The sequence below is a fragment of the Thermostichus sp. MS-CIW-37 genome (genome assembly GCF_054060065.1).
In genome coordinates this window covers 58,550-85,087 of the sequence record NZ_JBSSCV010000012.1, presented here as the reverse complement: position 1 = coordinate 85,087, position 26,538 = coordinate 58,550, and the positions used below count along the sequence as shown (strand labels likewise).

Genomic DNA, 26,538 nt, shown 5'->3' with positions numbered 1-26,538 from the left:
TGGGTTGGACTTACAAACCAGTGTTAGAGTCTGTTTCATGGGTTGTATTGTACACACATGAAAGCCGCCCTGTCGCGTCAGCGGGCCGTAGGCCTCAAGGGCGGGGCTTCAGACCCAGTTTTTTCGGTGAGCGACAACCTGGTTAGGGTGGACTTGGTGGAGCTAACGCAACCCGGCTTACTGGCAGTAATGCTAAGAAATGTTAAGCTAAGAGCTTAGATCCCGAACCGAGGTAGGCCCCATGGAATCCCTTTACGCCGGCGGCAACTTTTCTGATCCCTTCGCCAATCCCCCCATTTACTCTGCCATTGCCCTGCTCAGCTTTTTTGCCGTTATCTTTGGCATCCTTTTCAAGGACAAGTTGGAATACCAGGTAGCCCTTTGGCAGCTCAACCGGGATAGCCAAGCCCAAATTCGCTATCGCACTCCTGGGGTGATCCTCACCTACAGTCTCTGCTGCTTGTTTACCTTTGGCTTTGTGGCTGCGTGTTTGAATGTGTTTGGCCTGCCTATGGCTCTGGCCGCCTGCGTCGGTGGGATCCTAGTGTTGGGCACGGCAGGCTTGGTGTGGTGGCAGTTGGGATCCCTGCTGGCTCTGTTGGCTACGGGCGGCTCCCAGGCCATAGATATTGACTCTTACGGGGCAGGAGCCGTTTTGGATCCTGAGGCAGCAGCACCTACTGAAGGGGAATAGGAGCTGGGCCACCCCAATTGACCGAGGATTTCGGCGCTGCCATGGCAAGCCTGCAAACGTTCATTCTGGAATGAACTTGAGCAAGGCTGACAAGACAAACGACACGATGAAGCAGAGTGCTCTGCTGCCATAATGGCTTCAAGCCCCGCTGCTCTCTTTCCCATGAACGAAACTGCCCAGCCCGATCTCAGAGATCTCATCCTCGCCCTGGATCGGAAGATCGACCTGCAATTTACAGAAATGCGGGGCGAGATCCGCCAGGTGGAAACAAGGCTGCAAGGGGAGATCAAGCGGCTGGAAGAGCGGGTTGACGGGGTGGCGGTCAAGCTGAACGAAAGGATTAACAGCGTCGAGGTCAAGCTCACCGAGAAAATCGATGGCGTTGAGGCCAAGCTGAACGAAAGGATTAACAGCGTCGAGGTCAAGCTCACCGAGAAAATCGATGGCATTGAGGCCCAGTTGAACGAAAGGATCAACGGGATGGAAGGCAAACTGAGCGAGAAGATGGACGGGATTGGCAAGCGCTTGGACAACCAGGAGTTCATCAGCCGAGGGGCAATTATTACCCTAGTGGGTGGTGTGCTTACAGGTCTGATTAAGTACCTGTTTTTCTCCGACAATTGACTTTGGCTGCTGATGCAAACTCTTTGGCAAACCATCGCCCAGCACCTTGCGGAAGCGACAGGGGATCCCATCCAGCCCCTACAGTATCGTTCTGTGGGCGGAGGCAGCATCAACGCCACCTATCGGTTTTCCTGCGCTTCCCAAAGCCCTCTTGCAGAAGGGGCAAGAGACTACTTTGTCAAATTGGCCCGTGGGGGAGAAAGAGCGCTGGAGATGTTTGCAGCGGAAGCTGCGGGCTTGCGAACCCTGGCGGCTGCCCAGGCCATTCGCGTGCCCCAGCCCATCATCTGGGGATCCGTAGGAGAGCAGGCTTACTTGGTGCTGGAATACCTGGAGCTAACCTCGCCCCGTCCGCAGACTGCGGGTTTATTGGGATCCCAGTTGGCCCAGTTGCACCGCACCCTATCCCCCAACGGCAGCTACGGTTGGGAGCGCGACAACACCATCGGCTCTACGCCTCAGATCAACAGTTGGCGGCAGAATTGGCCGGATTTTTATCGGGAACAGCGGCTGCTCTACCAGGTGAAATTGGCTTGCCAACAGGGGTATCGCGGCACGTGGGTGGCCCAAGCCGAACGGGTGATGGCGGAGCTAGAAGCTTTTTTTCAGGATTACAGGCCAGAACCCGCTCTGTTGCATGGAGATCTGTGGGGCGGCAACTACGGGGCCTTAGCCGATGGATCCCCGGTGATTTTCGATCCGGCCACCTACTACGGGGATCGAGAGACGGATCTGGCGATGACAGAACTGTTTGGCGGCTTTCCGCCGGAGTTCTATCGGGCTTATCAGCAGACCTATCCTTTGGATAAGGGATATCCTCACCGCAAGCCCCTCTACCAGCTCTACCACTGGCTCAACCATCTCAACCTGTTTGGAGAGGGCTACCTAGGCTCGGTGCAGCGGGCTTTGCAGCAGTGTTTGCAATTTCTTGGATAAATCGTATGGTTGTTCAGGTTAAGATGAGACGCCTGGGCTACTGCTCGCGCCAGCGGGACGGAGTCCTTGAAAAACCTTCTAACCCCCTGCATTATTGCTCCGCAACGCTATTGCTCCGCAACGCTGACGCGAAGACGCGACCAACGGTTTAGGTGTGGGCACAGTGTTCTGAGTTTGAGTGGAAATGACGATATGTCCATTCCCAAGCCGTTCGCGCCAGTGGGACAGAGTCCTTGGGGGGTAGCTCCCTCTGGGAGAGAAGCTGGGGGTGAGGGGGATCTGTCTCGAAGTAAACTGATCTGAAACGGCTAGGAGGTCTTCTCCGGCGACGACTCCCCTGCCATGACCACAGCCCCCATGTCCCCCAACAGGCGGGACTGGTTGCGCAATACTCCCAGCAAATTGAGCCGGCTGGCCCGTCGCACAGGATCCGGATCCATCACCAGAACGGCTTCAAAAAACTGGGCTACCTGAGGGGCTGCCGCTTGCAGAGCTTCCACCAAGGGAACAAAATCTCCCCGTAAGGCCGGCTCCACCCCCAGACGATAGATTTTCTGGCAAGCCTCGTACAACTCCCTTTCTGCCGCCTCCTGCAACTGACCGGGATCCACGGCGGCTGCCGGATCCACCACGGCGTAGTCCAAGTCCCCTTGGGCTGCCAGGCGGGCGCAGCGATTGAGGGTGGGATAGAGATCCGCCAATTCCCCGGTGGCCCGCAGGTGTTGCAGGTACTCCGCCCGCAGCAAAGTCAAGGGCAGGTTGCCCAGGGCCCGCATGGTGATCTCGGCCTTCTGGGGATCCTCCGCTTTGACCGACTCGGGATCCCCCACCACAGCCCTGACCAAGTCGTAATCAATCCGTTTTTCCTCCTGCAAAAGGGTCTGTATCCGTTGGGCCAAAAACTCCTGCAAGGCTCGCAAGGTGTGGACATCGCCAAAGGCATAGTCCTGCACCACGCTCTGCAACAGCAAGTTGAAGTCAAAAGTCCAGCCGGCATCCCAGGCAACCAGCACCAGGCTGTTGGCGGCCCGCCGCAGGGCAAAGCGATCCGAGGAGCCGGTGGGGATCCGCCCCAAGCGAAACATGCCCACCAAGGTATCCAGGCGATCTGCCCAGCCCACCACCCGCCCCGTCAGTGCTGTGGGCAAAGCGTCCCCCGCTCCCAAAGGCCAGTAGTGTTGCTCAATCCCCTCGGCTACCGCCTCCGGTTCCCCATCCTGCCGAGCGTAGTCGGCCCCCATGATCCCCTGCAGCTCGGGGAATTCGTACACCATTTGGGTAACCAGATCCGCCTTGCACAGGTAAGCCGTGCGCTCCACCAGCGCTTGTTCCTGGGCATCCAAGTTCAAGGCAGCAGCAATGAGGCGGCTGATGTGGCGGATGCGCTCCACCTTGTCCCGCATGGATCCCAGCCCTTCGGCAAAAGTAACCGCCTGCAGGCGTTCCACCCGCTGCGCCAAGGGGATCCGCCGATCCTCTTCGTAGAAAAAGCGGGCATCCGACAGGCGCGCCCGTACCACCCGGCTGTTGCCTGCCCCGATCCGCTCCGATTGCCCAGGGTCGCCATTGGAAATGGTGATGAAATAGGGCAGCAATTTCTGGGGATCCCGGCCATCCCGTACCGGGAAATAGCGTTGGTGGATGATCATCACCGTCTCAATCACCGCCGGCGGCAGGCGCAAAAATTCCGGCTCAAAACGCCCCAAAACCGCCGTCGGCCACTCCACCAACTGCACCACCTCCCGCAGCAGAGGGGCAGGGATCTGGGCTTCCCCATTCACCTGCCTGGCCAGCTTGGTTACCTCGGCCTGAATGTACGCTTCCCGCACTGCCGGATCGGGGCTGACCCCGGCCTCTTGCATTTGCTGAACGTAGCTCTCGGCCCGCTCCAGAGTGACCTGCTGGGATCCCAAAACGCGGTGCCCCCGGCTCACCCGCCCCGCCACCAAGCCCGGCATGGTATTGCCCTCGTGGGTCGGCAGCAGCAAAGGCAGCACCTGATCATCCCAAAGGGAAACCAGCCAGCGAATGGGGCGCGGAAACTTCAGATCCCCGCAGGCCCAGCGCATCAGCCGTTCCCCACTCAAGTTGGTAATCCAGGCGGGTGCCAATTCTTGGAGCACGGCTGCCGTCGGTCGGCCCCGCACCCGCTGCACCGCAAACACAAAGGATCCCTTGCCCACTTGCCGGATTTCCAGGCTGCCGGGATCCACCCCTTGTTTTTGGGCAAATTTTTCCCCGGCAGGGGTGAGCTGGCCATCTTGGTAGGCGACCTGAACCGGCGGCCCCTTCACCTCCAAAGTGCGATCCGGCTGCTGGGTGGGCAACCCCTGCAACAGAACCGCCAGGCGGCGCGGCGTACCGAAAAGCTGCATCTGCTCCGCTTGCAGATGAGCCTCCGCCAAAGAGGCCGGGATCCCGGTTCGCCACTGCTCTAGGGCCGAATCCACAAAACTGGCCGGGAGTTCCTCACAGCCGACTTCCAGCAAATAGGCAACCATACTGATACATTTACGCTGAACACTGCTGAACATCACTGTTCAACTATGCAGCGATAGCATTCTGTTTGTTTCCATTCGCGTTAGCGGGACGGAGTCCAAACAGAATGGCGGTATCCCGCAAAGCTTTGAGTAGAATACCCAAAGCGCAGTTTCCGTGTCGTCTTACTACCAATTTTCTGCTTTGCTTTGGCTACCATGTTGGCAGACTCGAAAGTAAACAGAAAGATCAACTGGTAGTAATCCGTACTGAACATATTATACATCATTTTCAGTATAGTTGAGCTTATTATTGACTAGAGTCATGCTCCTGTGCTCCGTAGGGTACCACCCCCACTTCCTCAATCAACATAGTCTATGGCTCTGGGCCTCCCTTCTGGCTCACGACTGCTCCGAACCTGGGGTATCCCAGTTTACCAGGGGAGCCGGGGCGTCGTTGAGACAAGAGCTCCAGTCCGCCAGACAACACCCCAATGCCATCCCTGTCAAGTGGGCTCTGCGGCCGCCAGAACCCCATCTCCTTGGCGCAAGGGATGAGCTGAATCCCGCGGCAAATGCACCACGATGATGGGAAGGCTGGGTCGGTTGCGGGCGATGGTCTCCGGCTCTCGGCCCAGACGCGACCGGTTGCCGGTTTCGCTGGGAATCAACACCAACACATCTCCTGGCTGCAGCGCTTTGAAGGCTTCCGCCACCACCCCCCCCTGCACCCGCTGAACCGGCAAGTGGGCATAGCTTTCTGCCGGCAAGGCTGGGGAGCGTTCCCGCCCAGGTCGGGTTTGCACCAGCAGGATCTGCAAACCTGCTTTCAATTCGCCGGCCAGCGTCTGCGCCAGCCCAAGGGTCTGCTGCAGGGATCCGGGAGAGACCTCCAGCTCCGGTGCAACCAAGAGGATGCGGCGCGCCGTCTCGATGGGTACCGGAAACCGCGTGATCAACACTGGGATCCCCACCTGCCGCACCACCGCGTCGATGATGCTGCCGAAAAAGTTCTCCGCATAGGTGGAGTAGCCCTTCCAGCCCAGGATCACCAAGGTTGCCTGCCGTTCCGCCGCCGAGCGAATGATCCCTTTTTCCACCGAGTCATCCACCCGCCGGATCGGCTCCACTCGGGCCACGGCGCTGTGGGCCAGAGCTTCTGCGAAAGTCAGCAACTGCTCCTGCAGGGCCAGGGCTGCCGGCGAGATCCCGGCGCGGTCAGACAAAACATGCAGCGGCAGCAGCGTTCCCCCATCTTTTTTGGCCAAAATCAAAGCCAACTGCAGCAGGTTGCTTTCGGTATCCGGGTTGGCCACCGGCACCAAGACGCGAGCTCCCCAATCTGGCTTGGGCAATTCAGTGGACTCTGCCGCCACTTCGGCTGGCTGCATTTGCTCTCCCCAGCGGGCCACAATCCAAGGCGAGGCAACACAGGTCACCAGGATCATGGCAATGGTGCCGTTCACCGTCAGCTCATCCACCAACTCCACCTGAAAAGCCACCGTGATCGCCGCCAGGGTAGCTGCCGCCTGAGCCATCGACAAACCGAACATGATCATCGTGCTGGCAAAGCGCCAGCCAAACAGTTGGGCCGGGATCCAAGCGGCCAGAAACTTGCTCACCACCTCCGCTGCAATCATCACTCCGCCCACCAGCAGCGTGCGCGGCTCCCCCAAGAGAATACCGGGATTGATCAGCATCCCCACCGAGATCAAGAAAAAAGGCACAAACAGGGTGTTGCCGATAAACTGGATCCGGTTCATCAGGGGGCTGAGCTGGGGGATGATGGGGGTAATGGCCGTCCCGGCCAGAAAGGCTCCCACCACCGGCTCAATGCCGATCAACCCCGCTCCGTAGGCCACCACAAACAAAGTGGCGATCACGAAAGTAAACTCCGCTCCTTCGTCGTGACCAAAGCGTTGAAAGAACCAACTGCCCAGCTTAGGCACCCCCCACAGGGTGGCAAACGTGTAGAGGGCAATGGAAGGGATCAACGTCAGCCAAAAGCGCAGCGACAGCTCCCCTTGGTGGGCGCGCACCACCACCGCCAGCACCAACAAAGCCAGGACATTCGTGATAAGGGTGGCCCCCAAAGTTGCCGTTACCGTCTGCAGACGCATCAACCCCAGCTTCGAGATGATGGGCAGACCGATCAGGGTGTGAGAGGCAAAACAAGAGGCCACCAGCACCGCCGCCAGAAAGCCATACCCAATGGCCAACATGGCTGCTGTGCCGATGAGCATGGGCAACAGAAAGGTGAGCGCCCCGAAGAGGGTGGCCTTCCCGGCATTGAGCTTCAAATCTTCCAGACTGGTCTCCAGCCCCGCCATGAACATGAGAAACAACAGCCCCACCGTGCCCAGCAGGATGATGGTCTCGTCCCGCCGCAAGATGCCCAAGCCGTAGGGCCCCACCACCAGCCCAGCCAAGATTAACCCGATGATCCCCGGCAGGCGCAGCCGCTCAAACAGCAAGGGAGCCACCAGCATGATGGTCAGGATGATCAAAAACACCAGCACCGGATTCTCAACAGGGCCGATCAGGGCTAGAGGGATCCCCGAAATTTGCAGCCAGTTAGCCAGCATAAATCACCCGACAGACAGCTAATGAACAGACCCGGCAAAGCGCCCGCATGAGTCTATCAGATCCCTCCAGATCCAAGTAGCTCTCGATGCCCCACAGACTTTGTCCGGCCTTCAATTACTGGCAGGGCGTTTAATAAGTATTCAAAAGTAAGTACATCAGACACATTAAGACACATTAAGCAGTGAAAACAGCTTGGCAGTAGTGCCCAGAGAAAGGCGGGAGAAACCCCCGAGAAACACGCATTAAAATCAGAGGGTACATGCTCCTAGGCTGCCTATGCACCAGCTTGCTCCTGGAAAAGTGATCGGCCAGCGCTATCAACTGGTTCACAGCATTGCAGCAGGTGGCATGGGGCGGGTGTTCAAGGCTGTCGATACGCGCCTGTTCAACCGTCCGGTGGCGGTCAAGCTGTTGCACCAAAACTTAGCAGGCGATGACAACACCCGACGCCAGTTGCACAAACGTTTTCAGCAGGAAATTCGCATCAGCACGCTGCTGGGGGAGCACCCTGCCATTGTCAAGGTATTGGACTATGGCCTAGAGAACGACCAACCTTACCTGGTGATGGAATACCTGACGGGGCGCAGTTTGGGGGAGCTGATGCTCAAGCAGCCGGTGCTGCCGCCTCAACAGGTGGTGAGGATTGCCCGCCAAGTGTGTGCCGGTCTCTATTACGCCCACAACCTAGAGACCGAGCAGGATGGCCATCTCATCAAGGGGGTGATCCATCGCGACATCAAACCCAGCAACCTCTTCGTCCTAAAAGATGAAACGTTGGGGGAGACCGTCAAAATCTTGGATTTCGGCATTGCCAAGCTCCTCAGCGACGTTTCCCTCGCCCTCGGCACCCAGACCACCGGCTTTTTGGGTACGGTGCGCTATGCCTCTCCCGAACAGGTGCGCGGGGAAGCCCTGGATGCCCGCTCGGATATCTACTCGCTTGGCGTAGTGCTCTACCGCATGTTGACCGGGCAACAACCTCTGCGACCCAAGAGCGATTCTTTCCCCGGCTGGTACGAGGCCCACAATTACCAACAGCCTCAGCCCTTCGATCGCTCGAATTTGCCCTATGAGATTCCGCTGGAGCTGGAACAGGTGGTGCTCTCCTGTCTGGCCAAAGATCCCGACCGGCGGCCCCAAGATATGAAGGTTCTCAGCGCCCAATTGGAGGGATCCCTGCGCTCCCAGAGCGCTGCCAGCTCTTCCCTCGCGCCCCCCCCAACCGCACCCATCTTCTCCGAGCGCACCCTGGCGGCGGTGGATGCAGGGCAGTCGGGCACACACCTGCTCAGTACCCAGGCAGAGCCCGAGGCCAAGCCGTTTCCCCTCTGGGCTGGGATAGCCCTTTTTGTGGCCATTGCGGGGAGCACCTTCTGGGGCCTGCGTCTGCTGTTGGATCCGGGCCCAGGCAGGGAAAAACTGCCTGCTGTCCCTGAACGACCTGATACCCATCGCGTCGGCGGCTCCGAGCGGGATCCCTCAGCCACTCCTGAACCCCTGCTGGACTGGCTGCCGCGGGATCCGGAGGGCAAACCGGTGTTTGAGGATGATCCCGCCCCAGATCTGGGAATCGGTGAGTCCGCAAGCGAGCCCACACCCAGGCCAGCAGCAACTCCAGAGGCAGTGTCCTCTACCCCTCAGCCCCCTGCTCCAACTCAGCAGGTGTCACCTCCTCCTCCAGCCCCTGCTGTGCCTCCACCCCGACCGGTTGCCGTGCCCACGCCCGCTGCTCCACCTTCTCCAGCCCCTGTCCCGGCCAAACCTCTCCCGCCGCAGCCCATCAATCAACCTTTGTTTCCCCAAGTGAACCGGGTTGCTCCAACTTCTGCTCCCCTTGCAGCCCCTCCAACCCAACCTCCCACCCCTGGCTTTCTGGAGCGGTTGCGCGAGGAGCGGGAACGCTTGGGGAAAGACTAGGCGCAAAAAAGGGATCCCCAAGGATCCCTTCGCAAACAGAGACATAGGGCTAGTCTTCGATGGGATCCCCCGTCAAGGGATCCCAGAACAGGTAGAGTCAGGCGGCAGCCAGCCGGGCATTGGCGGCATCCCAGTTCACCAGGTGCTCCAGGTAAGCGCTGATGAAGTCAGGCCGCCGGTTTTGGTAATCCAGGTAGTAGGCGTGCTCCCACACATCCAAAGTGAGCAGGGGCGTTTGGCCGTAAACCAGGGGGTTTTCGGCATTGGGGGTTTTGGTGACCTTCAGGGTGCCGTTGTCCAGCACCAGCCAGGCCCAACCGCTGCCAAATTGGGTGGCGGCTGCCGTCTTGAAGGCTTCTGCAAACTTGTCATAGCCGCCAAAGTCGGCGTTGATCTTGTCGGCAATAGGCCCGGTAGGCGCACCTCCCCCGCCTGGCTTCATGGATTCCCAGAAAAAGGTGTGATTCCAAACTTGGGCAGCATTGTTGAAGATACCCGCTTTGTTGGGATCCCCAAAGGTGGCCTTGATGATTTCTTCCAGAGACTTGTTGGCCAGATCGGTGCCCTCGATGAGCTTGTTCAGGTTGGCTACGTAGGCCGCGTGGTGCTTGCCGTGGTGGAAGGAAAACGTTTCTGCCGACATGTAGGGCTTCAGCGCGTCGGCAGGATAGGGCAGAGCCGGGAGTTCAAAAGCCATAATCGTCTGTCCTCTGTGTCTTGTGCAAGGAATGCAAGAAAGAACGCGGTGAAGGGTCAGGAGAACCAGAAAAAGGCGTTACCTTTCTTTGCAGTCTTAGTGTAACTCAGAATCAGTACGCGCTGGGATCCCTTGGACACCTCGATTCCGGTTGGAACCCTGCTCGACCCCAGAGAGGTGGAATCGCGGCTGTCTCAGCCCAATGGCCGACAACCACTCGTTGGCCAGCGGTTGGAAAAGCGAGATCGTCCCGGCTGGAAAGCGCTAACGGGATCCCTCCCGCAACAGCTCGATCAGCAGGGGAGCGACATCCCTGAGCAGGGGGATCAAAACAGCCGTGATGGCGGCAATGGTAACCACATTGCGGGTGAAGTTGAGGGTATCGCGGCTGAGCTGGAAAAACCGCTCGTCCCAGCGTTTGACCTCGGCCTCCAGACGTTCTTCGGCGCCAGCAATGCGTTCCTCGGCTTTGGCAATGCGTTCCTCGGTGCCGGCAATGGTTTGCATCAGCTCTTGGTTTTGCCGGGCCAGTTGGGCGATGGCCTGAGCGTTGGCCTCGACAGTGCGCTCGATGCGCGCCAGCCGCTCCTCGCTGTAGGTCATGGTCGGGGAGGGGGAAATTGATGCGGGCTGGGGAAGTCCTGAGGTGGGATCCCTTGCAGAGCCTCAGTCATAAAGCGCTTCCAGGTGGGGGCAACAAAGGCCCCGCCGGCGGTGCCGGGCAGCATGGGGGAGTTGTTGTCGTTGCCAATCCAAATGGCGGTAGACAGTTGCGGCACATAGCCGATGAACCAAGCGTCGCGGAAATCAGAGGTGGTGCCGGTTTTGCCGGCTACAGGTCGCCCATCGTCCAGACGAGCTGCCCTCCCGGTGCCTTGGGTCACCACCCCTTTGAGGATTTGGTTGAGCGTAGCCACCGCCCAGGGATCCAAAACCCGCTGCGGCTGAGGCCTGGCCTCGAAGAGGATTTGGCCGTTGCGATCCACCACCTGGGCCAAGAGGGTCGGCTCCACCCGATATCCGCCATTGGCAAAGACCGCATAGCTGGCCGCCATCTCCAGGGGGCTGACGCTGGCCGAGCCCAGAGCTGTAGCCAAGTTGGGAAACATCTCGGCACTGATGCCGGTGGCCTGAGCCGCTGCGATGACGTTGCGGATCCCAACATCATCGGCCAACTTGACCGTGGGCACGTTGCGGGAGAGCTCCAAAGCCCGAGCAAAGGTGAGGGAGCCATAGAAGGTGTTGTCGTAGTTTTTCGGGCTGTAGGGTGGCGAGCCGGGATAGGTGACGGGGGTATCTTCCAAGATGCTGCCGGGTGAATAGCGCCCGCTGGCCAGAGCCGCGTAGTACACATAGGGCTTAAAGGTGGATCCCGTTTGGCGAAACGCCTGGGTGGCGCGGTTAAATTGGCCCCGCTGAGCGTTGATCCCGCCCACAATGGCTTTCACATAGCCGGTACGGGGATCCACTGCCGCCAAAGCCATTTGATCGGCACGACGAGCTGCCCCAATGCGGGGGCCATCTTCATTGACAATGCGCTGGGCAAGGCGCTGCAGACGCAGATCGATGGTGGACTGAACCCGCAGACCTCCTTGCATTAGAGCTTGTTCCCCATAGCGGCGCCGCAGCTCCGCCTCAATGGCATCGGTGACCGCCGGAGCATTGCTTTGAAAGGAGGTAATGCGGCCTAAGGTCAGCTTTTGCTCCCGCGCCGCCTGGGCTTCCTCGGGGGTAATCCACTTCAGCTCCACCAGACGATCCAGCACCAGGTGTTGCCGCCGTTTGGCTCCCTCCAGGTTGCGAAAGGGGCTGAGGGTTTCCGGGGCCGGCAGGATCCCAGCCAACATCGCCGCTTCAGCCAAGTTCAGTTCAGACGCATCCTTGTTGAAGTAGCTGCGGGCCGCCGCCTGGATGCCGTAGAGATTGTGCCCCCAATACACCTGGTTGAGGTACATCTCCAGGATCTCGTCTTTGCTGAAGACCTGTTCTAGGCGCACCGCCAACACGATCTCGGCGACTTTACGGCTGAGGGTACGCTCCGGCCTCAAAAACAGGTTCTTGACCAACTGCATTGTCAGGGTGGATCCCCCCCCCGCCGAGCCTATACCCCCCTCCACACTGCCTAGGATCGCCCGGCCCAAGCTGACCGGATTAATGCCTGGATGGGTGTAAAAGTGGCTGTCTTCAATGGCCAGCAAGGCCTTTTTCATCTCCGGCGAGACCTGTTCAAGGGAGATCACTTCCCGGTTGGCCTCCCCGTGTAGGCTGGCAATGGGCTCGCCCCGAATATCGACAATGTGGGTGGTGGCAATGGGCACGTAATCCCGCAATTGATGCACGTCCGGCAAGTTGCGGAAGCTAATGGCCAGCCCCACCAATCCGGCAGCCGTTGCCGTGGATCCCAAGAGCAGGGATCCCAGCAACAGATTGCCCACCACACCCGCAACCTGGGCAATCCGGGAGGGGCGGGTGGGTGGGGTATAGTCGGCATGCTCGTCAAACCCCGATCCGGAAAAAGGGGAATTGGAGACACGCTCTACCCCTGGCTTTCTCGCCCGGCGGGCCAATGGTCTGCGACCGTAGGTCACGTCAAAAACCCTGTCACGTCCGTGTTGCAAAGCAACAACAAGCCAGACCCATTATAGGGCGGCGTCTATTGGGGCAGCAGGATGGCCAACCCTGCCCATCGACAACTCCAACCGGGCTAGGTGGAGCGAGTTGAGAGCCGACCATCTTTTGCGTGGGCTTAATTTGCGTGGGCTTAAAATGGCTCATGGGTTCAGCCGGAGGAGCAGGATTTGAGTTTATCGTCAGCCTCAGTTTCGCCAGCGTACCGGGATCCGTTGATAGCCCAAATTGTTGAGCGGGGGGTGGCCGAGATCTTTCCAGGAGGAGCTGCTGCCCTGGCGGAGTGCCTGGCCACAACAAATCGTCCCTTGCGGGTGAAGCTGGGCATCGATCCCACCCGACCGGATCTGCACCTGGGGCATTCGGTGGTGTTGCGCAAGTTGCGCCAGTTTCAGGATGCGGGCCATGTGGCCATTTTGCTCATTGGGGACTTCACAGCGCTGGTCGGGGATCCCACTGGCCAATCGGAGGCCCGTCCCCGCCTCACCCCAGCAGAAGTGGAGGAAAACGCCCGCACCTACTTGGAGCAGGCCGGCAAGATCTTGGATTTTGAGACCCCTGGCCGGCTGGAGGTGCGCCGCAACAGCGAGTGGCTGGCCCACCTGACTCTCAGCGAGCTGATCGAACTCCAGGCCCAGATGACGGTGGGGCAGATGCTGGCCAAAGAAGACTTTGCCCAGCGCTACCGAGCTGGAACGCCAATTTATCTGCACGAATTTCTCTACCCCCTCTTGCAGGGTTACGACTCGGTGGCTCTGGCAGCCGACGTAGAACTGGGGGGAACCGACCAGCGCTTTAACCTGCTCACCGGTCGGGATCTGCAAATTTGGAAGGGCCAAGCGCCGCAGTTCTGCGTGACGGTGCCGCTTTTGGAGGGGCTGGACGGGTACCAGAAAATGTCCAAGTCCAAAAACAACTACGTGGGCCTGACCGAGGATCCCCTCACCATGTACTCCAAGCTGGAGAAGGTGCCGGATCACCTGGTGGAGCGCTACTTTGAGTTGCTCACCTCAGTGCCCCTTGCCGAGCTGCCGCAGGATCCCCGCCAGCGGCAGATCCTCCTAGCCAAGACCCTAGTGGCCCAGTTTCACTCCCCTGCAGCGGCAGAAGAGGCCCAGCGCACCGCCCAAGCCCTGGTGCTAGACGGTATTCTTGCCGAAACGGGATCCATCCCCACCTTTGCCATCGATGGGTTGTCTTACCCTGTTAAACTCAGCTACATCCTGCGTGAGTGTGGCCTGTGCAAGAGTGCCGCCGAGGCCCGTCGGCAGATTCAAGGGGGCGCCGTGCGGCTGGATGGGCAAAAGGTGGAGGATCCCGACCTGGAGTTTGCCCATGCCTCGGAGCTGGCCGGGCGGATTTTGCAGGTGGGCAAAAAGGCCTTTCGTCGGCTAGTGAAAGGCGCAGATTAGTCTTCCCCTCTCCCTGTGGGAAAGGGGTGAGGGGATCCATCAACGGGCAGGCTTGAAGCCGAGTCCGGTTTTTTTCTGCCTGGTCTTGGCTGGGGGATCGGACAGAGGAGAAGCTGACGAAGTTGGCGGGAAAACGGGCTCCGGTTTGGGCCGGATCGAGCCCGCCTCGGCTACTGCCTCAGAGAGCTTTTGCCGCACCAGCTCCTGAGTCTCCAAAATGTTGGGATCCGCCGCCCATTCCGGGGCCTCTCGAACGGGATCATCCTCGGAGGTGAACTCCAGGTCGTAGGTCTCGGCGCGGTAATCGAGGCTGAAGCATTCCCAAGCCCGCAGACTGTAAAAATAGGGGAACAAACGCACAATGCGCTCAATATCCAGGTGCGCAGCAAAGCGACGAAAAGCCTCTTCTTCAGACACCGGAAAAGGGGCGTAATGTTCTGAAACAAACCACCGCAAGAACTTCCGCGCCTCTGGAATGATCTGCTGGGCAGGCAGGGATCCCAGCACCGCTGCGTTGAAGCAGTTGACCAACAGATGCTCCAGCATCACCGCGTTGTACTCGGCAAAGCAAGTTTGCTCGCGGCTTTCCACCGGCTGCCAGGGCATGTTGCCGTTGGCGGCAATGAGCAGGTGAACCAGGTCATGGGAGGGGTTGGTTTGGATGTAGCCGTGCCCCTCCAACTTGGCGCCATCGCAGCTAAAGAGCTGGTGTTGGGGGCTCCAATAGAACTTGAGTTGCTTTGCCGCCATGTTCAGTTCTCCTCCTCACCCAGGGGATCCTTTTAGAGCTTACACCTGCACTGATGAGCTGCTATGAACTATAGGCCACGGAGGAGAGCGCCGGCTTATTTGACAATTGGTCAGCGAGAACGCTTGCCACAAGTGGCAAAACAAAGGGGTCTTTATCTCGAAGCAATTCTCGGAGCAGACAGGCTTTAGCCGCCTTACTAGGCTCAAAGCTGAGACCCGCTGTGCTCGCATTGCGAAAAAAGATGAACTCGAGATCCTCTAACTGCAGTAAAAATCTTTACGCCTACACCAAGCGCTACAGTAGCTTTCGGAATTACTGGGTGGTATTCTAACTCCGTACTTTCATGCCACCCCACTATGCTTGCACTGGCAGCTGCAATGACTGTAAAAATACAGCCCGGTCAAGTAAAAAGCCAAAAAGCTGGTTGGCTGCTTCTCCTGGTGCTCGTGGGAAGCTGCCTTGTCGGCTGTGGCTCTTCCGGCGGTACAGGCATTGAGCCGTCGGCTGTGGGATCCCAAGCTCGCCTGACATTCAATGGGGCTCTGACCCGCTCCTTTTCTGGCACACAAGGGGAAATGGAGTTCAACATCGCCCTCCTGCAAGGCGGGGATCCGCCCCAACCAATAACCCAGCTCTCTGCCAGTCAGGTCAGCCTGCAGGTAAACCGGGTAACCGACTTGCTAGGGATCCCGCAGCCGGTAGCCTTGACCCTGACACCCACCCGGATCGAGAACCCCCCGTCGGATCTGGCTCAGCGGCCTTTGCTCATGGCAGTGCTGATGGATGGCTCAGGCAGCTTGCTGGTTTTGGATCCCCAATCTCGGCGCTTCCTGGCTGTTTTTCGGCTCTTGGATCAATTTCGCCCTGCACCCCTGGATCTGGGCGCCATTCTGCGCTTTGACAACCGGGGGGCAGGTTTTGGCCTTACAGCTTTGGGGCAGCCTCTGCGCACGGCTCAGCTATTGCAGGACTTCACCGGCGACAAAGAGCTGCTGAGACGAGGCGTTTTGCGCGCTGTTCCCGGAGGGAACACCGCCCTCTACGATGCCACGGTAGAAGCCGGGCGTTTCTTGAGCGACTTTCGGCCCACCGAGCGTTTCAACCGCCGCTTGGTGGTGTTTACCGATGGGATTGACAACGAAAGCACCCGCTCCATCAACCAAGCTACTCAGGAGCTGACAACTTTGGCCAGAGAGCGAGGACAAAAACTCACCGTGTATGTGGTTGGGTTGGGGGTCGATTTGAATCTTCTGGAGTTACAGCGTCTGGCTGCAGCTACTGAGGGGACTTTTGTGCTGGCACGGTTTTCTGAAGGGCTGGAAGCTCCCTTTGCCAACTTATTCCCTGCTGCTATTGGGGAGCACCGCCTGCAAATGAGGGTGCAAAGCAATGTTCCGCTATCTGCTGGTTCTTATCTTCTCAGTGGCGAGCTGAGAGTTGAGAGAGAAGGCAGCCGTTTTGTGGCGCCATTCAGCGACGCTGTTCTCACGGTGGGATCCCGCTAGAGTCATTCCGCAGGCTGACAACATCCCTAATCGAGAGCGAGGCGATAAGCAAATGTTTCGACGACTCGGTATACCCAGAAGATTTTGGCAACCGGCTGCGCTTGTCCTGGCGGCAGTGCTTACAGGTTCCCTAACGGTTTTCCTGAAAGGTTGCGGTGGTGGTACCTCCAGCAGCCCCTCGACCGTGGGGTCGCCGCCAAGGGATCCCGGCTCTGGCTCTACCTCTGCCATTTTGGGATTGGTGGTTGATCCCTTTGCTCAGCTTTGCCCTTCAGGCTCAACAGCCGCCCTTTGTTCGGGAGGGCCGCTCTTTTCAAGAGGCAATAAGGTTGAGTTGTTCAACCTAAGCTCAAGAGGGGACATTTTGTTGCCTGCCTTGTCAACCACTGCCTTGGAGGACAACTTGCGGTTCACCATCCCCTTTTCCGGATCGATTATTCAACCGCCGGGGAAGTTGGTATCGGTTCAGTCCAATCTCCTGGGCCAAGGGCGTCAGTCCGGCCAGCCTACACCCCTGCGGGGATTTGTTTTCAGCGCAGCCGTGGATGTTTCCCCTTGGAGCGAAGCCCTTTATCGCATCTTGCTGCGGGAACGGGATAGAGTGTCTTTCTCCAACTTAGCGCCTCCAGAAATTAGGGATCTGGAGAATATTCTGTTTGTCAGCGTACCTCTTTCCAGAACAGCCCGAGACCTGGAGGAAATCATTACGGACATTATTCGACAAGCGGATCAACTTAGTTTTAATCAGCTTCGCTTTGTGGAAGATCTCATTCGCGTTTGCTATGCCCCAGAAGGCAATCAATCGGATCAGCCCTGCCGCCTCCGCATTCCCGTACCCCTACCGCCGGCACCTACGCCGACTCCATTTGTGCCTGCTCCTGAAACTCCCGCTCTTCCCACCATCATCACCAACAGAGCTGTTGTTCGTTCAGCATCGGGCTCATTGCTCTTTAGCAACACGGTTTCGGTAAGGGTAGATAATTGATGGCTGCCTCGTTTTAGTCAAGTTTGGTCAAGCTGGTTTTGTGTTCTGAGAGAACGCGCTGAGAGAGCCGAGGAGTGTTGAATGCTGACCTCAAAACCGTCTTCATTTCGTCCTGGTCAACTGGAAAGATTGCTTTGCTTTTTTAGTCGCAGCTTGGGCACCGTTTCCACAGCCCTGCTAATGGTTCTCTTGGGGGTAGAGCAAGCTAGCTTCTCTGCGTCTAGGGAAACGTCTCTACAACACCCCAAGCAGGATGAGCTGGTCTTTATCGATCAAGCCTTGCCGGACTTGGCGATCTTGCTGGCAGGCATTCGTCCTGGAGCGGAAGTTGTTTTTCTGGATCCCAATAGAGATGGGATTGAGCAGATCACAGAGACACTGCGAGGACGAAAAGGCATCAAAACCCTGCACATCCTGTCTCACGGGCAGGCAGGCTCACTCTCCTTGGGCAGAAGAGTTCTTAACCGAGAAAACTTGCCCGAGTACGCGGACCTACTGGCAAAGTGGAAATCTAGCCTTGCGGACGATGCGGACATTTTAATCTACGGCTGCGAGGTGGCGGCAGGGCTGGAGGGCAGACTTTTCATAGAGCAAATAGCCCGCCTGACAGGAGCTGATATCGCTGCTTCTACCAACCTCACAGGACATGCCAAAGCTGGAGCAGACTGGGTTTTGGAAGCCACAGCTGGCAGCGTTACTGCCCCTACGATTGTGGTCGAAGGAGTGATTGATCACAGCTATCAGCACACACTCCAAGCCGCTGCTGTTCCCACCTTAGATGCTGGATCTGTACTGACAGACATTCAGGTGAGTGGCCAAAAGCTGTCTCTCATTGGTGCAACCGATCAAGTTGTTCTGAGGAGAGTCGATAACCCCAATAAATCTGGTGTATGCAACATTGTCTGGGTTATTCCGCCAGACATTCCTGGCACTCTAGGAATTACGTCGATGGAGCAAGCTATCCTAATCAATCCCTCAAACCCGGTTATCAAAGCTGGTGTGGATAATCTATTTACAAATATTATCAGTGTGAACAGTAACAACATTGAGAGAGCGGACTTTATAACCCCAGGCGGAATAACTGCCCCTTCTACAAACCTTGATAAGATTGGCTTCCTACTTCTAGATAGAGGGGGAAACGATCCTTTTAAAATTGCTGCTATTACGAAACTCGATTCAAATCCCACACAATTTGGTTATGGCTCTGTCATCTCGGTCTCGGCTACTGGTTGGGGAAAAGGAACAGTGATATCACTTACAAAGGTTTACAGCGACAATTGCGGAACTGACAATCTGAATACGAATATTACAGCTAGCACAGTTAATCAAAAATTGTCGGGTGTTTTCGTAAGTTACCAGGATCTGGGCATAGGATCTGGTCAAACGTTCTTTGGTTACTCAGTAGTTGGGAATGACGTAATTGGCTCAATCCAAGACTTCACAACGTTTCCGAAAAATACGACAGAGGCTAACGGCGGTTGGGACATGACGGCAGGAGGGGGCATTGTTGCTTACAACCCCGTTGCTAATAATGACTCCGCCACCACTCCCCAAAATACACCGGTCACTATCAATGTGTTGTCGAATGACATAGCGTATGCTTTCAGTTTGGATCCTAGTACTATCGACCTAGATCCGCTCACTCCTGGGCAACAGACCACTCTGACAGTTGCCGGGGAAGGTACATACACCGTCTCAGGCGGAGTAGTCATTTTTACTCCGCTGCCAGCTTTCACGGGTACTACCACTTCGATTCAATACACAGTAAAAGATACGGTAGGGCTGATTTCCAACCAAGCAACCATCACTGTCACAGTCACTCCAGCACCAACTCCGACCCCGACGCCGACACCGACCCCCACGCCGACCCCCACACCGACGCCAACGCCAACACCGACCCCCACGCCGACCCCCACACCGACGCCGACGCCGACACCGACGCCAACACCAACACCGACGCCAACACCAACACCGACGCCAACACCAACACCGACGCCAACACCAACACCGACGCCAACACCAACACCGACGCCAACACCGAGCCCAGGTACAACCCCGACCCCCAGCCCAGCACCCCCAGGCGAAGGGATCCGACTGGTCAAGCGGATTACCGCTCTCAACGGAACTCCTATCCCCGAATTCTTCGACGAGCCCACCGACCCCAACGACAACCCAGGGATCCCTTGGCCAGGCGGAGCCAGCACCTTCCTGCAGGGGGCCATCAACCTGCCGGTGCGCCCAGGAGCGCGGGTGCAGTTTGCCATTTACTTCCTGCTGGACTCGCCCGCTTCCACCTTTGTGGTGTGCGATCCCCTGGCGCCTGGCTTGCAGTATGTGCCGGGCAGCCTGTCGGTGAGCACAGGGGGAGGGGGATCCTTCATTCCGCCGGGTGGGGCTGTGCCTCCTGCTTGTGGGGGCATCAGCAACCCCAACGGCGTGGTGGTGGTGAACGTGGGGGGAGGCAGTTCTGGCTCAGCCGGGGTCATCCGCTTCGAGGTCACCGTTCCTAGGTGAAGCCCATTCCACACCTTGCCCCTCAACCGGGAGCAGCCTCTCATCCCAAGGTGTAGCCATGCCTTATCGGCTGGCAGAAGGGAAATGAGAGTGGAAAGAGTGGAATGGGAAATCCACTGCAGCCAGCGGTAGATTTAGGGAGAGGAGGTCTTCGAGGTTAGCCGATTGCCAAGCCCCTCTCCCTGTCTATGGCTTGTTGCCGCAGGTGAGCAGGGGGAGATCCTCTTACTGGGCCATCTTGATTGACAGAGAGGCAAGGTGTGGGCAAATACAGCTCTAGGTTCGTATTGCCTTTGTTGGCGAGTATAGCAGCAGCAGGTTTGCAGTTGCCTTCGCCGGCACAGACTACGATCACCGTCACCACCCCAAGCGATGCTATAGCCACTGATGGCTTCTGCTCTCTGCGGGAGGCCGTGATAGCTGCAAACACCGATTCAGCAGTGAATGAGTGTCCTGCGGGCTCAGGTGCAGACACGATTGTGCTGTCGGCAGCGACGACCTACACCTTGTCGAAAGACGACGATGGGCTGGGACACCAAACCGACTCTGGAGCGGACAACGACGATTTGGACATTACCAGCACCATCACCATTCAAGGCAACGGGGCGACGATCCAGCGAGATACTTCGGTAAAGTGCGATCTAAATGGTAGTGCAGCCAAAGGCGAGTTTCGGATTTTCCATGTCAGCAGCGGAGGCAAGCTCAATCTACAAAGTGTAGCGATCAAAGGCGGCTGTGCGGATGGAGCCAATTTTCCAGATACTGCCGGTGGCGGTGTTTTTGTGGAGGTCGGCAGTCAGCTTGCAGTCTCCGAGGTTCAGATCTCCAGTAATGGGGCTTTTTCTTTCGGGGGCGGCATCCACAACCTGGGCACAGTAACTATCAACAAAGCCGATATCTCGGGGAACAGTGCTAACCAGCAAGGGGGTGGCATCCACAACGGCAGCGGCGGTAAGGTAAACGTTACCAACGCCGGCATTACCAACAATGGTGCCGGCAAGGAAGGGGGCGGCATCTATAACCTGGGCACGGCAACCATCAGCGAAACTGGAATTTCCAACAATGGCGTTGGTGACAAAGGGGGCGGCATCTACAACGGCAGCGGCGGCACGATAACGGTTACCAACGCCGACATTGCCAACAATGGTGCTGGCAAGGAAGGGGGCGGCATCTACAACGGCAGCGGCGGCAAGGCAACAATTACCAACACTGGCATTTCCAAGAATGGTGTTGGTGAGAAAGGGGGCGGCATCTACAACTTGGGCACAGTAACCATTGACGCAGCGGGCATTTCCGACAACGGTGCCGACCAGGAGGGAGGTGGCATCTACAACGGCAGCGGCGGCAAGGTAACAATTACCAACACTGGCATTTCCAAGAATGGTGTTGGTGAGAAAGGGGGCGGTATCTACAACCTGGGCACAGTAACCATTGACGCAGCGGGCATTTCCGACAATGGTGCCGGCCAGGAGGGAGGCGGCATCTACAACGGCAGCGGCGGCACGGTAACGGTTACCAACGCCGGCATTGTCAACAATGGTGCTGGCAAGGAAGGGGGCGGCATCTACAATTTAGGCACGACAAACATCAGCAAAACAGGGATCTCCGGCAATAACGTTAGTGAAAAGGGGGGCGGCATTTACAACGGCAATGGCGGCAAGGTGACCCTCAACGCAAGCGAGATCTCCTTCAACAATGTCGGCCAGGAGGGGGGAGGCATCTATGTTTCCAGCAGCAGTACAGTAAACATTACCAACAGCACCCTATCAGGAAATAGTGCTGGCACAAAAGGCGGTGGCATTTACAATCTCGGCACCAGCAGTCTAAGCTTTGTAACAATTGCATCGAACTCAGCTTCAAAAGGTGGAGGTATTTTCAACGACGCCACAGCCAACCTCAGAAACTCAATCGTAGCAAACAGTACAAGCGGAGGTAATTGTTCCAACGCTGGCACTCTCACCCCCAGCGGGGCGAATCTCGACACCGATGGAAGCTGCCCAGGACTTACGGCTGTGACCTCAGCAGCTTTGAACCTTGGGCCACTGGTCAACAATGGTGGGCCGACCCAGACCCATGCCCTTCTGGCAGGCAGTGTAGCCATCGACGCTGTGCCAGCCGGGCAGTGTACCGACCTGAACAGTAGCCCTGTCAACCAGGATCAGCGGGGTTTTTCCCGACCTGCTGGAGTTCGGTGTGATGTAGGAGCATATGAGGAGCAAGCTCCGCCCACCCCCACCCCAACACCGACGCCAACACCAACACCAACACCAACGCCGACGCCAACACCCACTCCAACACCGACGCCGAGCCCAGGTACAACCCCGACCCCCAGCCCAGCACCTCCCCCAGGCGAAGGGATCCGACTGGTCAAGCGGATTACCGCTCTCAACGGAACTCCTATCCCCGAATTCTTCGACGAGCCCACCGACCCCAACGACAACCCAGGGATCCCTTGGCCAGGCGGAGCCAGCACCTTCCTGCAGGGGGCCATCAACCTGCCGGTGCGCCCCGGAGCGCGGGTGCAGTTTGCCATCTACTTCCTGCTGGACTCGCCCGCTTCCACCTTTGTGGTGTGCGATCCCTTGGCAGCGGGTTTGCGGTACGTGCCGGGCAGCCTGTCGGTGAGCACAGGGGGATCCCCTGTGGCCCTCAGCGACGCCCAAGATGGGGATGGGGGGGCCTTCATTCCGCCGGGTGGGGCCGTGCCGCCTGCTTGTGGGGGCATCAGCAACCCCAACGGTGTGGTGGTGGTGAATGTGGGGGGAGGCAGTTCTGGCTCAGCCGGGGTCATCCGTTTCGAGGTCACCGTTCCTAGGTAGGAGAGCCGTGTAGCCATGCCCTCTGAGAACTCCGTCTTTGCTATCGCGGTTGCAAAAGCGTTGCGTAGCGATAACGGCTTTCCCCCAGGTGGAGCACGCCAGTCGTTGAAATCTCAATCGAGGTCTGACAACGCTTGCCGCCTGTGACGGTGGGATGTCAGGCTGAGACAGGAGTGGTTTTGCAGTCGGTAGGAACCATGACGCAGCGTGCCCAAGGATTTTGGCAATGGGGATCCCTTTGCCGGATTGGCCTCTACGTAGCTGCTCTGCTCTGCGGGGTGGCGCTCTGGGGGATCCCGGCCTTGGCTCTGCCCCAAGGGGATGCCATTACCGATCCACGTACCCTGTTGCGGCGGGCGTTGCCTATTCAGGAAACGAAGCTGCTGGAAATTGATGAGGCCATCTCCAAAATCGACACCGACCTGAAGTACAACCGCTGGTCAGCGGTGCGGGGAGATGTGCGCCAGGTAGAGCACCTCTTGGATCGCTATGGAGATTCCCTGCTGGCCGGCTTGCCTCCGGATCGGGTGACCCCAGCCTCTGAACAGATGGCTGCGCTGCGGGAGCAGTTGCGGGTGATCGGCCAAGCCAGCGAGCGCAAATCCAAGGGTAAAGAAGAGGCCCGCGCTGCCTACGACCGTCTAGTGGACGAGTTGGGATCCCTCGAAAACAACTGGGTGGGGGCTTTCCCCTACACAGTGCCTGCTGAGTATGCCGACAAACCTCAGCTCTTGGGGCGGGCAGAGGTGGAGCTAAACACCACCGCTGGGCGCATGGTGATCACCTTAGATGGCTACAGCGCCCCCATCACTGCCGGCAACTTTGCCGACCTGGTGCAGCGGGGCTTCTACGATGGCCTGACCTTTGACCGGGTGGAGACCTTCTTCCTGGCGCAGGCCGGGGATCCCCCTGGCCCTGCCGATGGCTATGTGGATCCGGCCACGGGCAAGGTTCGCACCATCCCCATGGAGATTCGCGCCAAAGGCGAGGTGATGCCCCGCTACGGCCAAACTTTTGATCAGATGGGCCTGTGGGATGTGGAGCCGGCCTTGCCTTTTTCTGCCGAAGGGACGGTGGCCATGGCCCGCTATCCCGACGATCCCAACAGCGCTTCTTCCCAGTTTTTCATCTTCATGGCCGAACCGGATCTCACCCCCGCTGGGCTCAACCTGATGGATGGCCGCTATGCCGTGTTCGGGTACGTTACAGAGGGAACGGAGGTGCTGCGCCACATCAAAGTGGGGGATCGGATTTTGAGTGCCAGATTGATTTCCGGCCAAGACAACCTCAAAACTGGAGCCTAGAGGGGATCCCTTCCTTCCTGCCTAACTGTGTCGATAAGCCGCCGTACCGTCGCCGCCCCTGCAGAGGGCTGGAAGCGAAAGGGAAATTTGCCCCTGGCCAACAAGCGCAGACCCAAAGGCACCAAGCTGAGCAGCCCTTTGGGATCCCGGCCCACCACCTGCAGGGCAAAGCGGCGCTCATCTATCCAACCACCGGAGCGCACCAGTTGCACCAGAGTCTTGCGGTGGCGGATGGCTATGGGCAAGGACTCCGTCCGAATAGCGCGAACAGCGTGCTGGCGGGAACGGTCGGTGGGCAGAGCAGCGGTCTTGTCTGCATGGCGGGAGAGGATCCCCTGTTTGAGTTCGGTGATTTGATCCAGAGGTGCCACGCCCATCGGGCAGACGCTGTTGCAGTTCCAGCAGCGGGTACAGCCCCAGACACCAGCCAAGCTATCCAGAGCCTGCAGGCGTTGTTCCCGTTGGCTGTCGCGGCTGTCTTGGACGAGGCGGTTGGCTCTGGCCAGAGCATGGGGGCCAACAAACTCTGGGTTCACCTCTTTGGCATTGCAATCGGAATAGCAGGCTCCGCAGAGAATACAGCCACCGGCAGCGTTGAGATGCTCCCGTTCGGCAGGCAGCTGTAAAAACTCTCGCTCCGGGATGCGTCGCCCCGCCGTGCTGACAAAGGGATCCACCCGGCTGAGATCGTTCCAGAAGGGCTGCATATCCACCACCAGATCCCGCAGAACGGGCAGGTTTCCCAGAGGGCCGATGCGAATAGGCTGTGGCTGGGGGCTGCGGGGATCCAGCTCTTCGCCCACATGTCGGCCACAAGCCAAGGCTGCCCTACCGTTGATGCGCATGGCGCAACTGCCACAGATGGTGTTGCGGCAGTTTTTGCGGAAGGCCAAGCTGCCATCCTGCTCCCACTTGATCTGGTTGAGGCAATCGAGAATGGTGGCGCCAGGGGATGTCTCCAGCCAGAAGGACTGCCAGCGGGGCGGCTCCGGCGGCAACTGTCGGAAAATCTGAAATTCTACTCGCAAAGTGCTCTGCACCGCTGAAGGGAAAGGGGATCCCATCCTAGCTCTCTCCCTATTGCTCCGCAACGCTAACGGGACAGCAGAAGTGGCTACAACGCGCGGCTGAGGGCGCTCCCCGGCCCCTGAAACAACAGCCAAGAAATAAGGAAGTTGGTGACAAACACGCCCAGCAGCGCCGTAACCACCGCATCGGTGGTGGAGCGACCCACCCCCTTGGCTCCCCCGCTGGTGGAAAGGCCCCAGTTGGAGCCGACAATGGCGATCAAAGACCCAAACACCATCGCCTTAAAACAACAGACGAGCAAATCCCAAGAGGTCAGAAGGGTTTGCGCCGAGTTGAGAAACACTGCAGGAGAGATGTTGTAGGCCGAAGCGCAGATGATCATCCCCCCCACCAGCCCCGTCAGCAGGGAGAGGATGGTGAGCACCGGCAGCATCAGCCCCGCAGCCAGCACCCGCGGGATCACCAGATAATCCACCGGATCGGTGCGCAACAACAGCAAAGCGTCGATCTGCTCCGTGACCTTCATGGTGCCCAGCTCGGCGGCAAAGGCGGATCCCACCCGTCCGGCCAAGATCACCGCCGTCACCACCGGTGTCAGCTCGCGGGCAAGGGCAATCGCCAAAACTCCCCCAATTAGGGAGGAAGCGCCAAAGTTGATGAACTCCCGCGCCAACTGGATGGTGAAAACACCGCTGATCACCACCGCCGTAATCAAAACAATCAGCAGCGACTCCAGACCCACCGCCGCCAACTGATCCAGGGTGTTGCGGCGATGGATACGGCCCCGCATCAGATGCAAAATCACCTGGCCGGCCAGGAGAAAACTGCTGCCCACCCGCTGCAACCAGCTCATGGTTTCCGTCTCAAGAAGCCGTTATCGCTACGCGATGCTTTGGCGACTGCATCAGCGAGACCGAGTCCTTTGGGGTTGTCGGCTCCGCCTCAGGTTCTGCCGGCAGTTGAAAGCCGGGCACAAACGAGGCCCGTGTCAGGGGTTGATCCAGGATCAACCCCTCGCCCCCCAGCACTTCTAGGGCACGGCCTTCCACCGAGATCCAAACCCGGGCGCCGGGGTTTTGGCTGGTGGCCGTGTAGAGCACCTGCGCAATCCGGCTCATCATCGCCGTGGATCCCCCCCCTTGCGTGAATTCGGGGGAGAAGTTGAGGAAAATATCGTCGCCCTCCACCCGCACATCCAACACCCGCATCTGGGGGGGAATGGCCGTGGTGAGGTGGGGATCCCGGGGGCCGGCAATCAGCTCCTCCAAGGCCAGGCGGATGGCTTCTTGAGTGTCAAAGGCGCGAACCCTGCGCTCCTGCTGCACGTAGTCAATAGAGTTGTCAGCACTGGTCAGCCAATACAGGGAAAGGGTTTGCCGGGGCCCGATGCTGTACCACCAAGCTCCCCCCATCACCCCTAACCCCAGCAAGAAGCCAAGGATCCCCAATTGCAGGGCCCGGCCGCGACGTGGGCAGCGACGCCGTCCTCCCAACCTAACGGAGCTGAGCTGTGCAATACGGCCTCCGTAGTGGCTCATCGCTGGCAACCCCCTGTCTTACCTAGCTCTAGGGTAGCGAAGAAAAGCCCACTCTGCCGGGGATCCCCCATAGGCTGGACAGGCAAAAGTGCGGCAGCAACTGGGATCCCTTTATTTGTATG

19 protein-coding genes are annotated in these 26,538 nt (G+C 58.4%); 10 read left to right on the top strand and 9 right to left on the bottom strand.

The features are described from left to right. Window positions 1–241: 241 nt before the first annotated feature. The 3 genes from ACVWYZ_RS07385 to ACVWYZ_RS07375 all read left to right on the top strand — a co-directional run bounded on the left by ACVWYZ_RS07385 (window position 242) and on the right by ACVWYZ_RS07375 (window position 2,254). Entirely contained in the window at window positions 242–694 is a 453-nt protein-coding gene (locus ACVWYZ_RS07385) for a hypothetical protein (RefSeq protein ID WP_414358508.1), read from the top strand. A gap of 162 nt (window positions 695–856) precedes the next feature. Next, the gene (locus ACVWYZ_RS07380; RefSeq protein WP_457466669.1) at window positions 857–1,318 is read left to right on the top strand and encodes a hypothetical protein; all 462 of its coding nucleotides are present in this window, start codon (window positions 857–859) and stop codon (window positions 1,316–1,318) included. 12 nt (window positions 1,319–1,330) lie between these two features. Further along, window positions 1,331–2,254, top strand: a complete 924-nt coding sequence (locus ACVWYZ_RS07375; protein WP_457466668.1) for a fructosamine kinase family protein — start codon at window positions 1,331–1,333, stop codon at window positions 2,252–2,254. A gap of 308 nt (window positions 2,255–2,562) precedes the next feature. On the opposite strand, the gene glyS is transcribed toward ACVWYZ_RS07375, so the two are convergent. Next, window positions 2,563–4,755: a glycine--tRNA ligase subunit beta gene (gene glyS / locus ACVWYZ_RS07370; RefSeq protein ID WP_457466667.1), complete on the bottom strand. Its 2,193-nt coding sequence runs from the start codon at window positions 4,753–4,755 to the stop codon at window positions 2,563–2,565. A 482-nt stretch (window positions 4,756–5,237) separates the two neighbouring features. After that, the gene (locus tag ACVWYZ_RS07365) at window positions 5,238–7,316 is read right to left on the bottom strand and encodes a cation:proton antiporter domain-containing protein (RefSeq protein WP_457466666.1); all 2,079 of its coding nucleotides are present in this window, start codon (window positions 7,314–7,316) and stop codon (window positions 5,238–5,240) included. Window positions 7,317–7,593: 277 nt separating this feature from the next. Here ACVWYZ_RS07365 and ACVWYZ_RS07360 point away from each other — a divergent pair, with 277 nt between their 5' ends. Further along, window positions 7,594–9,234, top strand: coding sequence for a serine/threonine protein kinase (locus ACVWYZ_RS07360; RefSeq protein WP_457466665.1), 1,641 nt, complete (start codon window positions 7,594–7,596; stop codon window positions 9,232–9,234). A 97-nt stretch (window positions 9,235–9,331) separates the two neighbouring features. On the opposite strand, the gene ACVWYZ_RS07355 is transcribed toward ACVWYZ_RS07360, so the two are convergent. From ACVWYZ_RS07355 to ACVWYZ_RS07345, 3 genes are all read right to left on the bottom strand, one after another. Continuing rightward, complete coding sequence (locus tag ACVWYZ_RS07355) at window positions 9,332–9,931, bottom strand: superoxide dismutase (RefSeq protein ID WP_414380927.1); 600 nt, start codon at window positions 9,929–9,931, stop codon at window positions 9,332–9,334. 264 nt (window positions 9,932–10,195) lie between these two features. After that, window positions 10,196–10,534: a hypothetical protein gene (locus ACVWYZ_RS07350; protein ID WP_414342850.1), complete on the bottom strand. Its 339-nt coding sequence runs from the start codon at window positions 10,532–10,534 to the stop codon at window positions 10,196–10,198. Next, a complete protein-coding gene (locus ACVWYZ_RS07345) occupies window positions 10,531–12,519 on the bottom strand; it encodes a transglycosylase domain-containing protein (RefSeq protein WP_457466664.1) in 1,989 nt (662 codons plus the stop codon). Before ACVWYZ_RS07345 ends, ACVWYZ_RS07350 begins: the two co-directional genes overlap by 4 nt. A 210-nt stretch (window positions 12,520–12,729) precedes the next feature. Between ACVWYZ_RS07345 and tyrS the strand changes: the two genes are divergently transcribed. Beyond that, window positions 12,730–13,971: a tyrosine--tRNA ligase gene (gene tyrS / locus ACVWYZ_RS07340; protein ID WP_457466663.1), complete on the top strand. Its 1,242-nt coding sequence runs from the start codon at window positions 12,730–12,732 to the stop codon at window positions 13,969–13,971. Between the two features lie 39 nt (window positions 13,972–14,010). Here the strand turns inward: tyrS and ACVWYZ_RS07335 are convergent, their stop codons facing one another. After that, window positions 14,011–14,721: a hypothetical protein gene (locus ACVWYZ_RS07335; RefSeq protein ID WP_414330718.1), complete on the bottom strand. Its 711-nt coding sequence runs from the start codon at window positions 14,719–14,721 to the stop codon at window positions 14,011–14,013. A 447-nt stretch (window positions 14,722–15,168) separates the two neighbouring features. Between ACVWYZ_RS07335 and ACVWYZ_RS07330 the strand changes: the two genes are divergently transcribed. From ACVWYZ_RS07330 to ACVWYZ_RS07310, 5 genes are all read left to right on the top strand, one after another. Then, window positions 15,169–16,227, top strand: coding sequence for a vWA domain-containing protein (locus tag ACVWYZ_RS07330; RefSeq protein WP_457466662.1), 1,059 nt, complete (start codon window positions 15,169–15,171; stop codon window positions 16,225–16,227). A gap of 376 nt (window positions 16,228–16,603) precedes the next feature. Further along, window positions 16,604–17,212: a hypothetical protein gene (locus ACVWYZ_RS07325; RefSeq protein ID WP_457466661.1), complete on the top strand. Its 609-nt coding sequence runs from the start codon at window positions 16,604–16,606 to the stop codon at window positions 17,210–17,212. An 81-nt stretch (window positions 17,213–17,293) separates the two neighbouring features. Then, window positions 17,294–19,726: a DUF4347 domain-containing protein gene (locus ACVWYZ_RS07320; protein ID WP_457466660.1), complete on the top strand. Its 2,433-nt coding sequence runs from the start codon at window positions 17,294–17,296 to the stop codon at window positions 19,724–19,726. 413 nt (window positions 19,727–20,139) lie between these two features. Continuing rightward, on the top strand, window positions 20,140–22,545 hold the full coding sequence (locus ACVWYZ_RS07315) for a choice-of-anchor Q domain-containing protein (RefSeq protein ID WP_457466659.1): 2,406 nt from the start codon (window positions 20,140–20,142) through the stop codon (window positions 22,543–22,545). Between the two features lie 197 nt (window positions 22,546–22,742). After that, window positions 22,743–23,849: a peptidylprolyl isomerase gene (locus tag ACVWYZ_RS07310; protein ID WP_457466658.1), complete on the top strand. Its 1,107-nt coding sequence runs from the start codon at window positions 22,743–22,745 to the stop codon at window positions 23,847–23,849. On the opposite strand, the gene ACVWYZ_RS07305 is transcribed toward ACVWYZ_RS07310, so the two are convergent. The 3 genes from ACVWYZ_RS07305 to ACVWYZ_RS07295 all read right to left on the bottom strand — a co-directional run bounded on the left by ACVWYZ_RS07305 (window position 23,846) and on the right by ACVWYZ_RS07295 (window position 26,416). After that, the gene (locus ACVWYZ_RS07305; protein WP_414342869.1) at window positions 23,846–24,877 is read right to left on the bottom strand and encodes a succinate dehydrogenase/fumarate reductase iron-sulfur subunit; all 1,032 of its coding nucleotides are present in this window, start codon (window positions 24,875–24,877) and stop codon (window positions 23,846–23,848) included. The two genes, ACVWYZ_RS07310 and ACVWYZ_RS07305, sit on opposite strands and share 4 nt — an antisense overlap. 86 nt (window positions 24,878–24,963) lie before the next feature. After that, a complete protein-coding gene (locus ACVWYZ_RS07300) occupies window positions 24,964–25,731 on the bottom strand; it encodes an MlaE family lipid ABC transporter permease subunit (RefSeq protein ID WP_457466657.1) in 768 nt (255 codons plus the stop codon). Window positions 25,732–25,741: 10 nt separating this feature from the next. Then, on the bottom strand, window positions 25,742–26,416 hold the full coding sequence (locus ACVWYZ_RS07295; RefSeq protein WP_457466656.1) for a GerMN domain-containing protein: 675 nt from the start codon (window positions 26,414–26,416) through the stop codon (window positions 25,742–25,744). Between the last annotated feature and the right edge of the window lie 122 nt (window positions 26,417–26,538).